This is a genomic window from Pseudomonas sp. F01002, from assembly GCF_004402115.1.
Lineage (GTDB): Bacteria > Pseudomonadota > Gammaproteobacteria > Pseudomonadales > Pseudomonadaceae > Aquipseudomonas > Aquipseudomonas frigoris.
The window spans coordinates 38,846-52,241 of the sequence record NZ_SOPU01000021.1 but is presented as its reverse complement, the minus strand read 5'-3'; the positions used below and the strand labels follow the sequence as shown (position 1 = coordinate 52,241).

General features: G+C 59.6%; 10 protein-coding genes and 1 pseudogene. 3 read left to right on the top strand and 8 right to left on the bottom strand.

What is annotated here, in order from left to right; translation table 11 throughout:
- Positions 1-124: 124 nt before the first annotated feature.
- The 8 genes from E3W21_RS18385 to E3W21_RS18350 form a co-directional block, all read right to left on the bottom strand.
- The gene (locus E3W21_RS18385) at positions 125-1,693 is read right to left on the bottom strand and encodes a flagellar hook-associated protein 3 (protein ID WP_134421359.1); all 1,569 of its coding nucleotides are present in this window, start codon (positions 1,691-1,693) and stop codon (positions 125-127) included.
- A 13-nt stretch (positions 1,694-1,706) separates the two neighbouring features.
- Entirely contained in the window at positions 1,707-3,773 is a 2,067-nt protein-coding gene (flgK, locus tag E3W21_RS18380) for a flagellar hook-associated protein FlgK (protein WP_134421358.1), read from the bottom strand.
- Between the two features lie 23 nt (positions 3,774-3,796).
- Positions 3,797-5,095 (bottom strand): flagellar assembly peptidoglycan hydrolase FlgJ, encoded by a 1,299-nt coding sequence (gene flgJ / locus E3W21_RS18375; RefSeq protein ID WP_134421357.1) that lies wholly within the window; start codon positions 5,093-5,095, stop codon positions 3,797-3,799.
- An 11-nt stretch (positions 5,096-5,106) separates the two neighbouring features.
- On the bottom strand, positions 5,107-6,195 hold the full coding sequence (locus E3W21_RS18370) for a flagellar basal body P-ring protein FlgI (RefSeq protein ID WP_166793842.1): 1,089 nt from the start codon (positions 6,193-6,195) through the stop codon (positions 5,107-5,109).
- 27 nt (positions 6,196-6,222) lie between these two features.
- Entirely contained in the window at positions 6,223-6,918 is a 696-nt protein-coding gene (gene flgH / locus E3W21_RS18365) for a flagellar basal body L-ring protein FlgH (RefSeq protein WP_134421355.1), read from the bottom strand.
- A gap of 52 nt (positions 6,919-6,970) precedes the next feature.
- A complete protein-coding gene (flgG, locus tag E3W21_RS18360) occupies positions 6,971-7,756 on the bottom strand; it encodes a flagellar basal-body rod protein FlgG (RefSeq protein WP_033055957.1) in 786 nt (261 codons plus the stop codon).
- 45 nt (positions 7,757-7,801) lie between these two features.
- Positions 7,802-8,542 (bottom strand): flagellar basal body rod protein FlgF, encoded by a 741-nt coding sequence (locus E3W21_RS18355; protein WP_129442146.1) that lies wholly within the window; start codon positions 8,540-8,542, stop codon positions 7,802-7,804.
- A gap of 329 nt (positions 8,543-8,871) precedes the next feature.
- Positions 8,872-10,431, bottom strand: a complete 1,560-nt coding sequence (locus E3W21_RS18350) for a sigma-54-dependent transcriptional regulator (RefSeq protein WP_111451850.1) — start codon at positions 10,429-10,431, stop codon at positions 8,872-8,874.
- Between the two features lie 403 nt (positions 10,432-10,834).
- Here E3W21_RS18350 and phhA point away from each other — a divergent pair, with 403 nt between their 5' ends.
- The 3 genes and pseudogenes from phhA to E3W21_RS18335 all read left to right on the top strand — a co-directional run bounded on the left by phhA (position 10,835) and on the right by E3W21_RS18335 (position 13,275).
- Positions 10,835-11,620: a phenylalanine 4-monooxygenase gene (phhA, locus tag E3W21_RS18345; RefSeq protein WP_046055995.1), complete on the top strand. Its 786-nt coding sequence runs from the start codon at positions 10,835-10,837 to the stop codon at positions 11,618-11,620.
- A gap of 104 nt (positions 11,621-11,724) precedes the next feature.
- On the top strand, positions 11,725-12,081 hold the full coding sequence (locus tag E3W21_RS18340; RefSeq protein ID WP_129442142.1) for a 4a-hydroxytetrahydrobiopterin dehydratase: 357 nt from the start codon (positions 11,725-11,727) through the stop codon (positions 12,079-12,081).
- Positions 12,081-13,275 (top strand): annotated as a pseudogene (locus E3W21_RS18335) (amino acid aminotransferase). The gene E3W21_RS18340 and the pseudogene E3W21_RS18335 overlap by 1 nt, the downstream one beginning before the upstream one ends.
- Positions 13,276-13,396 lie beyond the last annotated feature (121 nt).

The following is a 13,396-nucleotide window of genomic DNA, read 5'->3' as shown; positions in this document are numbered from 1 at the left end:
GGCGGGGGAACTCTCGAGCGGCGGGACCTCACTCTAAACAAGTGGAGTTCCCGGAACCGCTGAAAAAAGACGGTTTGCACTCAACAGTCTCAAGCCCCCGCGACAACATCGCGAGGGCATGGACTCAGACTTTGTTGAACAGCCCCAACTGAGCGATTTTGCTGAACGCCAGTTGCGAGGCTTGAAGCATGGTTTGCTGCAAAGTCAGGCGGGTCATCACTTCGGCCGGGTCAGAGTCGCGAATCGACGACTGAGTCTGGGTGTTGGCCAGTGCCAGGCTCTGGTTGATGTCAGTCTGGGTAACCAATGATGCACCGCGACCACCCACGGAACTGAGACCCGACGCCAACTGGTCGATGCCACTGGACAAGTTGCCAATACCCGAGCCGATCGCCGCGTTCAGTTTCTGAATGGCTATCGGATTATTGTTGGTCGGCGTCGACAATGCTGTTTTGAGCTGACTGACAGTGTCCAGAACGTTCTGCGTCTGGTGAGTGTTGACCGCAACGGAAAACTGGTCTCCCGCCGCCGGTGTACCGCCCAAAATAAAGGAGACACCTGACGCTGTTGCCGTGGAACCCGCCATTGTGCCGCTGGAAACTGGCGTGCTGTTAGCGGTCAGAGGCGCAGCATACAAATCGTAATCCGTGGCACTGGTGAACTTGAGGATCGCGCCGCCATCCGGGAAGCTGGCGTGGTAGTTGGCACTATTGGTGACCGACGCTCCGGTGACCAGTGCCGCCGAAGGGTTACCCGGGCTGCGGGACGCATTGAAGCTGTCCGGCTTGGCCGCCAAGGTGAAACTGTGCCCGGTGATCACCGTCCCCGGAACATCACCCGCTTGTAGGTTAATGTTCAACTTCAGATCGACGCCACGGAAATTGACAGTCTGTGTGGCCGCACCACCGGTGGAACTGAACACGCCGTTCTGACTGGCCTCGGCGGTGACATCGTTACCCAGCGAGTCAGTGATTTGCAGCTGCGTGTCGCTGACGAAATTCACCGTGTACGGCTCGCCACTGCGGAATTTTGCGTTGTAGGTGACGTCGGAACCCACCTGACCGTTGGAAAGCACCACACGACCGTCATCGACGGCTGGCGAGGTCATTGTAGTCTGCGTGCGACTGGTGTTGATGGCTTGCTGGAACACAGCCCAACCGGTGCTGTTGGTGGCCATCGACTGGGTATCGCCAATCGGCAGGTCCAGCGTGACCTGATCACCGTTATAGCTGTAGGTGCCGTCGGTATTGCGCGAGAACGGAACGGTATCGCCTTTAGAACCGGAGAAAATGTATTTGCCGTTTTCGTCCTTGGTGTTCATCAGGCTCAACAGCTGCTCTTCGATCTGGCTGAGCTCCGAAGCATTGGCCTGACGGTCGGAATCGGTATAACCGGCGTTGCCGGCACCCAGGGCAAGTTCCTTGGCGCGTTGAAGCACGTTGCCGATACTGGTCATGACCGCTTCAGTCTGGCCAAGCGTGGCTTTGATCGTCGTCATGTTGTTCGAGAACTGATCGAGCATCGAAGCCTGCTGACCCAACTGCAACAGACGCGAGGCGCCGACCGGATCATCGGCTGCCGTATTGACACGAACCAGGCTGCTGGCCTCTTCGCTGCTCTTGACCACGTTGGCGAAGTTCTTCTGATAGTTCGCAGCCGAGGACTCGTAAAACTGGGCGGTAGAAATGCGCATGGGCTACGACTCCTTAAATGCTGTTGATCAGTGTGCTGAAGATTTCCTGCGCAGCCTTGATGATCTGCGAAGAAGCGGTGTAGTACTGCTGATACTTGACCAGGTTGCCGGTTTCCTCATCGAGGTCGACACCCGAAAGCGAGTCGCGCGCACCTTTGGCGTTCGCCAGGATGGCTTCGGTCGCGGCGCTGTCGAGCTTGCCCTGGGCGGCCTTGGAGCCTACGCCTTCGACCAGTTTGCCGTAGGCGTCGTTCAGGGAGATGCCTTTGCTGGCGGAGCCGGTGTCCACGGTCTGCGCGGTCTGCAAGCCGGCCAGTGTGGTGCCGTTACGGTTATCCAGGCTGCCCGGCTGACTGAGCGAGACGTTAATTGCCGCGCCGTTGCTCGGGGCACCGGCGAAGGTCATTCTGAAGGTCGCGGTGTACTGAGTAGCAGGCGCAGGCGGGATCGGCGCACCCGTGGCATCCTTGAGCGGAATGCTCAGGTTCAGGGTGTTGCTCTCACCTGGCTTGATGGTGCCGCTGCTGATCACCCCACCCTTGGCATCCAGAAACTGGTAGGCCTGGCTGGTGCCGTCGGCGGACACCGCACCAAATACAACCTTGGCCGGCGTGGAGTTTTTCAGACCGTTTTGCATCGCGGTTTTGGTGGCCGCGTCGTAGATATCGAATTGGGTGGTCAGGGTCGGTTGGCCGCTGGCCGGAATGGTCAGGGTGCCATTGCCGCTGCCGCTCGCCGCGATGGACGCACCCAGCGGTGCCGCGATGGCCAGACGTTTGGAGTCGGTCATCTCGGTCTTGATGTTGGCGGCCGCGTTACGGGTCGGGGTGATCTTGAAGGTATCGCCTGCAGCCGCGGTGCCACCGGCAAGCTTCAAGGAGAAACCGTCGATCACCAGCGGTGGCGTGGTCAGCGTGCTGAAGCTGCCCATAGCCGTATTGTCTGGCAAACGCTGCACGGTGTAGTCGGTGGCGCTGGTGAACGTCACTTTGTAATCGTTGATGGTCAGCTTGCCGGTGTCTTCAATGCTGACATCGAAGTTGCCCGAGCCCACGCTGTTATTGCCGGAGGCGATGCTGCGCTGAGCCATCTGCGCGGCACTGTTGATGCTATTGAACAGGTTCGAACCGAAGTCACCGTTCTTGTCGATGCCCTGGGCCTGAATGCTGTTCATCTGATCGGCGACGACCAGCGCCACGCGGCCCAGTTCGTTCATGGCCGGGTCGAGCACGGTGCTGCGATAGCGCAGCAAACCACCGATTTCGCCACCGGTCATTATCGACGTGATATCGATGGTGCTCGAACCACGATTGAGTTGCAGCGCCAAGCGGTTCGGGTCGTCTTTGCCCGGCACGACTTCGAGTTTGTTGACGGTGTTGCCCATGACCAGCGGCTGGCCGCTGCCCAAATAGATATCGACGTTACCTTCACGCTCGACGATCTGCGCGCCGGTAAAGGTCGAGAGCTGGCGTACGGTCTCGTTACGGGCGTCGAGCAGCTCGTTCGGCATGCCACCGGAGCTAGAAATCTCGGTAATCTTCTGGTTCAACTGCGCCACGGTGGCGGCCAGTTTGTTGACCTGATCGGCCATGTTCGTCAGGTTGCCATTGATGTTCGCGTTCTGCGCGTTCAACTGGCTGGACACCGAATTGAAACGATTGCTCAAGGCCTGGGCATCGCTGAGCAGCAACTGGCGTGAAGCGTCGTCACCCGGTTTGGCGTTGACGTTCTGCACCGAGGCGAAGAACTTGGTCAGTGCGCCGTTCAGGCCGGTGCCGCTGTCCGACAGCAGTTTGTCCAGCGGCGTGACCTGGCCCAGGTACGCGGCCGAATCACTGTTGAGCGAGGTGGTGGTCTGCAGTTGGGCATCAAGATAGCTGTTGTACACCCGACGAACATCGGCCAGGGTCGTGCCGGTACCGATGTAGACATTGCCGAACTGCTGCGAGGCTTTGGTGCCCTGCACGGTCTGCTGACGCGAGTAACCCGCGGTGTCGACGTTGGCGATGTTGTTACCCGTCGTCATCAACGACGATTGGCTGGCTGACAGCCCCGACATCCCGATGTTGAGCAAACTCATGGTTCAGACCTTATAGCTTATGCCTATAGAGGCGTGGTGGTAGCGCCCGCCGCAGCGTAGTTCTGGTAACTCGTCATCTGCTTGGCTATCTGCGAAATCTTGCTTGCGTAGTCCGGGTCGGTTGCGTAACCGGCCTTTTGCAACTCGCGCACAAACTGTTCTGGGTTATCGGCCGACTTCACAACATCTTGATAGCGATTGTTGGTTTGCAGCAGTGTCACAAGGTCATGGAAGCTGTCCTTGTAAGAGTCATAGGAACGGAACTGAGCCGTCTCCTTGACCATCTCGCCATTCCTGAATTCGCTGGTGATCGCGCGCGCCGAATCGCCTTTCCAACTGCTGCCAGCCTTGATGCCGAACAGGTTGTGACTGCTGCTGCCATCCTGGGCGCGCATGACCGATTTGCCCCAACCGGTTTCCAGGGCAGCCTGCGCCACCAGGTAACGCGGATCGACACCAATGCGTTCGGCCGCCTCTTTGGCCATCGGCAGCATGGTGTTGACGAATTCGTCGGCGGAACTGAACGCTTTCTTCGCCGGTGCCAGCGGTATTTGCGCCATGGCCCGGCCATAAACCTGCAGGCGCCCACTGGATGTCGTATCCGCTTGCGAAGCCAGCCAATCTCCGTTGTACAGGGGGCCGGAACCGGTCTTGGTACTCTGCGGCATTTGGATGTTGTTCTGCGCCGTCGTGACGGTCGCGGCAGTGGTCGATGCCGACGGCACCAGCCCTGCGAGCAAGCGGTCGGCCAGTTTCGGCGGCAGCGCCAGACGTCGCTGATTGATCAGCGCCATGTCATTGCGATGAGTACCCTCGCCCGCACTTGCCGACTTCACCGAGCGCGAAGCCCACAACGGACGCTCGCCATTGAGGCGCGACAACGGCCCGTTGGTGGCGACCGTACCGGCGCCAATCGGGGTTTCCACGGCGGCTTTCGCTGCAGCTTGCTTGGCGGCTGACGCTGCAGCAGCCTCGCCCGGGGCCAGCGGCATGTTCTTCGACATCTGACGCATCAGCACGTCAGCCAGACCAATACCACCCCCCTCGCGGGACATGGAAACGGCCAACTGCTGGTCGTACATTTCCTGGTATTGCTTGGCTGCCGGCGTGTTGAGCGGATTGTCCTGGCCCAGCGTTTCAGTGGCCGAGCGCATGGACTTGAGCATTTCACCGAGAAACAGCGACTCGAATTCCTGCGCAACCTTGCGCATGTTCGCGTCACTGTCCTTGTCGCCGACCTTGAGCTGGTTCAAGCGATTCAGGTCCGAGTAGGAACCCGAATCGTTGCTGCTGACCCCCAATCCGCCCTTGCGCATATCCATGGTCGCCGTCCTCAGATCACGATCAGGTCGGCTTGCAACGCGCCGGCCTGTTTCAGTGCTTCGAGGATGGCCATCAAGTCACCCGGCGCCGCGCCGACCTGGTTCACCGCACGCACGATTTCGTCGAGGGTGGTGCCCGGACCGAATTTGAACATCGGCTTGGCTTCCTGCTGGGCGTTGACCCGCGAGCGCGGCACGACCGCCGTCTGCCCATTGGACAGAGGGCCGGGCTGGCTGACGATCGGGTCTTCGGTGATGGTCACGGTCAGGCTGCCGTGGGTCACGGCGGCCGGGGAAACCTTGACGTTCTGGCCGATCACGATGGTGCCGGTACGGGAGTTGATGATGACTTTCGCCACCGCCTGACCCGGGTCGACTTCAAGGTTCTCGATGATCGACAAATAGTCGACGCGCTGACTTGGATCGAGTGGCGCACTGACACGAATCGAGCCGCCGTCGATGGCTTGGGCAACGCCAGGGCCGAGCATATTGTTGATCTTGTCGACGATGCGCTTGGCCGTGGTGAAGTCCGAACGATTGAGGTTCAGCGTCAGGCTGTTGCCCTGATTGAAACCGCTCGGCACCGAACGCTCAACCGACGCACCGCCCGGGATACGACCGGCCGACGGAACGTTGACAGTGATCTTCGAACCATCGCGACCTTCGGCATCAAAACCGCCGACCACCAGATTGCCCTGAGCGATCGCGTAGACGTTGCCGTCGATACCCTTGAGCGGCGTCAGCAGCAAGGTGCCGCCGCGCAGGCTCTTGGAGTTACCGATCGACGCTACGGTAATGTCGACCTGCTGACCCGGCTTGGCAAACGCCGGCAGATCGGCACTGATTGACACCGCCGCGACGTTCTTCAGTTGCACGTTGCCCGAACCTGCTGGCACCTTGATGCCGAACTGCGAGAGCATGTTGTTGAAGGTCTGCAGGGTGAACGGGGTTTGCGTCGTCTGGTCGCCGGTACCGTTAAGCCCGACCACCAGGCCGTAGCCGATCAATTGGTTGGAACGCACGCCGGAAATACTGGCGATGTCCTTTAGCCGCTCGGCTTGAGCGTTGAAGGCCGCGGACAGCAACAGGGTGGCCACCATCAGGTGTTTGAAATTCAACGTAGCCACCTAGAAAGGGAACAGCGGGCTGAGGAAGAAGCGGTCGAACCAGCCTGGCTGACTCGCATCGGCAAACGAACCGGTGCCCGAATAGGTGATGCGTGCATCGGCGATACGGGTCGACGAGACGGTGTTGTCAGTCGAGATGTCATCGGCCCGAACCAGACCGGCAATCCGCACCAGCTCATCACCCGTATTGAGGGTCATCCACTTCTCGCCGCGCACGGCGATGATGCCGTTGGGCAACACGTCGGCGACGGTCACGGTGATCGAACCGGTCAGGCTGTTGCCCTGCCCGGCTTTACTGTCACCCTTGGTCGCACGGTCGCCGCTGTAGCCGGCATCCAGACTCAGATCACCACTGCCTAACGGGTTATTAGTGTTGGGCACCGTACCAAACAGCGAGGACAAGCCGATGCTGGCCTTGCTGGTCTTGCCAACCTGAGAATTGGCGTTTTTGCTGGCCTGGGTCTTCTCGTTCAGGGTGATGGTGATGATGTCGCCGACCCGGAACGCCTTGCGGTCGCTGTACAGGTTCTGTTCGAAACCGGCCTGGTAGATCGAGCCGTTATTGGCCGCCGCCGGCAGCGGCGTGCGCGGTAACACCGGGGCGTAGTAAGGGTCATTGGGTTTGGGCGTCGGACCGACGCAGCCCGAAAGCGCGGCGATCCCACTCAGTGCCAGAACAGATACGAAGCGATTCATGACCCTACCTCACGGTGTTGCCGGCGACCTGATGGCCGCCTCATAGACTTGATTACAGATTCTGCGTTACGAACGAGAGCATCTGGTCGGCGGTCGAGATCACCTTGGAGTTCATCTCGTAAGCGCGCTGAGTGGTGATCATGTTGACCATCTCTTCAACGGTGCTGACGTTCGAGGTTTCCAGGGTGTTCTGCAGCGTGGTGCCGAAACCGGCCAGGCCCGGGGTGCCGACTTGCGGCGCGCCACTGGCCGCGGTTTCCAGGAACAGGTTGTTGCCCACGGCTTGCAGACCAGCCGGGTTGATGAAGTCGGCGGTTTGCAGGTTGCCGATTACCTGGGAGGCCGGGTTGCCGGCAACGGTGATGGACACGGTACCGTCGCGACCGACTGTGAAGGTCTGGGCATCGTTCGGAATGACAATGGCCGGTTCCAGGGCAAAGCCGCTGGAGTTCACGATCTGACCGTTGGAGTCCAGGTGAAACGTACCGTCACGGGTGTAGGAAGTCGTGCCGTCCGGCTGAAGAATCTGGAAGAAACCGCGACCGTCGATGGCCATGTCCAACGGCTGCTCAGTGGTTTGCAGGCTGCCGGCGGTGAAGTTTTTCTGGGTGCCGACAATGCGCACACCGGTACCCAATTGCAGACCCGACGGCAGTTCACTGTCCTGGGTCGACTGGGCGCCTGGCTGGCGTTTGATCTGGTAGAGCAAGTCCTGGAACTCGGCGCGGTCACGTTTGAAACCCGTGGTCGACACGTTGGCCAGGTTGTTGGAAATGGTCGTCAGGTTGGTGTCCTGGGCGGACAGACCTGTTTTGGCAACCCATAGAGCCGGAAGCATTCGATTCTCCTCGTGCGCCTGTTTTACGGCGCGACGTTCTGATAATTAGCTGATCTGCAAGACCCGAGCCATGGCCTGGTCGTCTTCTTTGGCGGTGTTCATCATCTTGATGTGCAGCTCGAACTGCTTGGCCAGGGCCAGCACCGAAGTCATCTCTTCCACGGCGTTGACGTTGCTCGACTCAAGGAAACCGGACACCAGTTTGACGCCAGCATCGGCTTGCGCCGGCTTGCCGTCCTTGGTGTGGATCGAACCGTCCAGGCCTTTGGTCATGTTCTTGAAGTCAGGATTAACCAGCTTGATGCGGTCGACTTCCGCCATCACGCGTGGACCTTCGCCCATCGCACGAATGCTGATGGTGCCGTCCTCGCCCACTTCGATTTGCTGCTCGGGCGGCACGGCAATCGGCCCGCCATTGCCCATCACAGGCATACCGTTGCCCGCTCGCAGCACGCCCAGGGCGTCGACGTTCAGGCTGCCGGTGCGCACGTAGCTTTCGCCGCCGTCAGGGTTCTGCACGGCGATCCAGCCATTGCCTTGCACCGCGACATCGAGGTCGCGACCGGTTTCCACCAATGCGCCAGGGGAAAAATCGGTGGCCGGACGTTCGGACAAGGCAAACGCACGCGCCGGAAAGCTGTCACCAAACACCGGCATCGAACGAGCCTGCTCCAGGTCTTTCTGGAAGCCGTTGGTGGAGATGTTCGCCAGGTTGTTCGCATGAGCCTTCTGCGCCAGTGCATTCTGGCTGGCGCCGGTCATTGCCACATAAAGGTACTTGTCCACACTCTTTCCTCTGCATGCCGGACGTTTGCCGCCCACTGCTGTACTGCTGAGCCATAAGCAATTTGCAGACCAACTTTTTTCTGGCGGCGCAGGGCCCGGCAAACAAAGGACTTGAGGGGTTCAGGAAGGAAACGGGGATTGTGTCAAAGACGAAAAACCGGCGGTGTTATGCCGCTTCGCGGCAGAGGCTTGACCTTGGGCAACGGCCGCTACCGCCTTCGCGAGCAAGCCCGCTCCCACACTTGATCGAGTTCCTCCAGAAAAAATGCGGTCAAGTGTGGGAGCGGGCTTGCTCGCGAAGGGGCCATCACAGGCAAAACAGCTATCGGCTAAGACTCAGTCTTGCCAACCTCATACTCACGCAACTTATTGGCAATGGTCGTATGCGAAACCCCCAATCGCTTGCCCAACTGCCGACTGCTCGGATGCTCGGAGTACAAACGTTCAAGCACCGCCTTCTCGAAACGCCCGACAATCTCGTCCAACCCGCCCTCGAGCGAGAAATCGCCAAGTGGCTGACGCACGCCGTAGTCCGGCAGGCGAATATGTTCGGCCTTGACGGTCCCGCCCTCGCACAAGGAAACCGCCTGGAACAACACGTTCTCCAATTGCCGAACATTGCCCGGCCAATGGTAGTGACTGAGCCGCTCCATCGCCGCCGGCGCCAGTTTCGGCAATGGGCAACCGATCTGCCGACTGGCCTGATCGAGGAAGTGTTCCACCAGCGGCGTCAAACCATCGAGGCATTCGCGCAGTGGCGGGATGTGCAGTGAAAGCACGTTCAAGCGGTGATACAAATCCTGGCGAAACTCGCCGCGTGCACACAACTCGGACAGGTCGACCTGCGTCGCGCAGATCACCCGCACATCCAGATAAACCTCTTCATCGCTGCCCACACGACGGAAGCAACCGTCCTGTAGGAAACGCAGCAATTTCACCTGTAAACGCGGGCTCATTTCCCCGACGCCATCGAGAAACAGCGTACCGCCCGCCGTCAGTTCCAGCAGTCCGAGCTTGCCTTCGGCCCGCGCCCCTTCGAAAGCGCCGGGGCCGTAGCCGAACAGCTCCGTCTCAGCCATGGATTCCGGCAGACCGGCGCAGTTGAGCGCCATCAACGGTGACTGCCCCCGCGGACTCGCCAGGTGGCAGGCTCGCGCCAACAACTCTTTACCAGTACCGGTTTCACCTTCTATTAATAGCGGCGCATCCAGCGGAGCCATGCGTCGAGCTTCGCGCACCACCGCGGCCATCACCTTCGAGCTTTGGAAAATGCTGTCGAAACCGCGCAGCTCCTGCTTGCGCACGTTATAGATGCGTTCACCGACCCGGTCGGCGCGGTGCAGCGTGAGTACCGCGCCGGCCATGGCTTCGCTGTCGTCATGCTCTGATTGCAGTGGCGCAATGTCGGCGAGAAACACGTCGCCCTTGACCTTCACCCGCAAGCCGTTGATCCGCGACTTGTTGGCGCGCACCAGTTCTGGCAAGTCGAAATCCTCGGCGTAACGCGACAGCGGAATCCCCGGCACCTCATCCACCCGCACGCCGAGCAACTGCGCCGCCGCGCGGTTGGCCGCGACGATCGAACCGCCCATGTCGATCGACAGCACCGGAAACTCCAGGGCGCCGAGCAACGCATTGAGCTCCATGTGCCGACGTTCGCTGGGCATCAGCCCTACACGCTTGACGCCAAAAACCCCGGCTATCGATTCGAACTTGGGACGCAACGCCTGAAACTGAATGTTGATCAGGTTTGGGCAATGCAGGTAGATCGCATTGCCATGCTCACCGCCGACCTCGCCGCGAGCGACGTTGATCCCGTACTCCACCAACAGGTTGAGAATGTCGCGCAGAATGCCGATACGGTTCTGACAATGGACTTTGATACGCATATAAAGGCCCGAAAAAGCGGTGAGTGAGGTTAATGCCGAGCGCATAACCTGTGGGAGCGGGCTTGCTCGCGAAAGCGGACTGTCTGATACATCAATGTCGGATGTGCCGACGCTTTCGCGAGCAAGCCCGCTCCCACAGGGGTATTCGCAGTGCCTCGGACATATTTTTTTTACTGAGTGGCTCAATTAGTCGTCAAGATTATGTGACACCTGCACGCCATTTCAAACCCGCAAATCTCACTCCCTGTGCCATAGCGGCCGATCCGTAACGAATACTTTACAAAAATCGACGAATTTTCCTACGCACAGCGCGACTCACGTGCTGCAACACTGCATTTCTTGAGGTATTTCTAGGTCCATAGCAGGACATAACAAGAACGAAATCCCCTAGCAGGAGAGCAGCATGAAGCAGACGCAATACGTGGCTCGCGAGCCCGATGCGCAAGGTTTTATCGACTACCCCGCGGAAGAACACGCGGTGTGGAACACGCTGATTACTCGCCAACTAAAAGTGATCGAGGGTCGTGCGTGCCAGGAATACCTGGACGGTATCGAAAAACTCGGTCTGCCCCACGACCGCATTCCGCAACTCGGTGAGATCAACAAGGTCCTCGGTGAAACCACCGGGTGGCAGGTTGCCCGGGTTCCCGCACTGATCCCCTTCCAGACCTTTTTCGAATTGCTCGCCAACAAGCAGTTTCCGGTAGCGACGTTTATTCGTACCCGCGAAGAACTGGATTACCTGCAAGAGCCGGACATTTTCCACGAGATTTTTGGCCACTGCCCGCTGCTGACCAACCCTTGGTTCGCCGAATTTACCCACACCTACGGCAAACTTGGCCTACAGGCTTCCAAGGAAGAACGCGTGTACCTGGCGCGTTTGTACTGGATGACCATCGAGTTTGGCCTGGTCGATACGCCAGAAGGCCAGCGCATCTACGGCGGCGGCATTCTCTCCTCGCCAAAAGAAACCGTTTACTGCCTGTCGAACGAACCTGAGCATCAGGCCTTCGATCCGCTGGAATGCATGCGCACGCCGTACCGCATCGACATCCTGCAACCGCTGTACTTTGTCCTGCCGAACCTCAAGCGCCTGTTCGACTTGGCCCACGAAGACATCATGGGCATGGTCAAGCAAGGCATGCAGCTGGGCTTGCACACACCAAAATTTCCGCCAAAGGCTGCGTGATCCGCTGCTTTTAGAATCAAGTGAGCCTGTCAGGAACCGACGCTTTGGTTTAGCGTGGTGACACTGACGGCCGATTTCCAATAATTCGATTTCAGGAACCCATCATGTCCACATTGAACCAAGCCCACTGCGAAGCCTGCCAAGCCGGCGCTCCTCAGGTCAGCGACGAAGAACTGCCGGTACTGATCAAGCAGATTCCTGACTGGAACATTGAAGTGCGCGACAGCGTGATGCAGCTGGAAAAAGTTTTCCTGTTCAAGAACTTCAAGCACGCACTGGCGTTCACCAACGCCGTCGGTGAAATCTCCGAGGCTGAAGGTCACCACCCGGGCCTGCTGACCGAGTGGGGCAAAGTCACCGTGACCTGGTGGAGCCACTCCATCAAGGGCCTGCATCGCAACGATTTCATCATGGCCGCGCGCACTGACGAAGTGGCCAAGGACGCCGAGGGCCGCAAATAATGCATTTCGACGCCATCGGTCGAGTACCCGGCGACCCGATTCTCGGCCTGATGGAGGCCTATGCGCAGGACCCCAACCCGCGCAAATTCGACCTCGGCGTGGGTGTCTATAAAGACGCCCAGGGCCTGACACCGATTCCCCAGTCCGTGAAGCTCGCCGAGCAACGCCTGGTGGATCGTCAGACCACCAAAACCTACATCGGTGGCCACGGTGAACCGGCGTTCGGCAAGGCCATCGTTGAATTGGTGCTGGGTGCCGATTCCCCGCTAATCGCCGAACAACGGGCCGGCGCAACGCAAACGCCGGGCGGCACCGGCGCGCTGCGCTTGAGTGCCGACTTCATCGCCCAGTGCCTGCCGGGCCGTGGCGTGTGGCTGAGCAACCCGACCTGGCCGATTCACGAAACCATCTTCGCGGCAGCCGGGGTCAAGGTCAGTCATTACCCGTACGTCGGCAGCGATAACCGCCTCGACATCGAGGCGATGCTCGCGGTACTCAATGAAGCACCGAAGGGCGATGTGGTGCTGCTGCACGCCTGCTGCCACAACCCGACCGGGTTCGATCTGTCCCATGACGATTGGCGCCGGGTGCTGGACGTGGTGCGCAGTCGCGATTTGGTGCCACTGATCGACTTCGCCTACCAGGGCTTCGGCGATGGCCTGGAACAGGATGCCTGGTCGACGCGGTTGTTCGCTGCCGCGTTGCCGGAAGTGCTGATCACCAGTTCCTGCTCGAAGAACTTCGGCCTGTACCGCGACCGCACCGGCGCGCTGATTGTCTGCGCGAAAACCGCTGACAAGCTGATGGATATCCGCAGCCAACTGGCCAACATCGCTCGCAATCTGTGGTCGACACCACCGGATCATGGCGCTGCTGTGGTAGCGACCATCCTCAGTGATCCAGAGCTGAAAAGCCTCTGGGCCGACGAAGTGGAAGCCATGCGTTTGCGTATCGCCCAACTGCGTAGCGGTTTGGTTGAAGCGCTTGAACCTCATGGTTTGCGCGAACGCTTTGCGCACATCGGCGTGCAGCGCGGGATGTTTTCCTACACCGGTTTGACGCCGGACCAGGTCAAACAACTGCGTGATCACCACAGCGTTTACANTGGTCAACTCAGGCCGGGCCAACGTGGCCGGTATTGATGCGACGCGTCTGGATCTGCTGGCCGAGGCCATCGCCGACGTCTGCAAGTAACCATCAAGCACTGCAAGTCACCCTGTGGGAGCGGGCTTGCTCCGGGCGGCGTTCCGACGAAGGCGGAGTGTCAGTCGACATCATCGTTGCCTGACACACCGCTTTCGTCGGAACGCCGCCC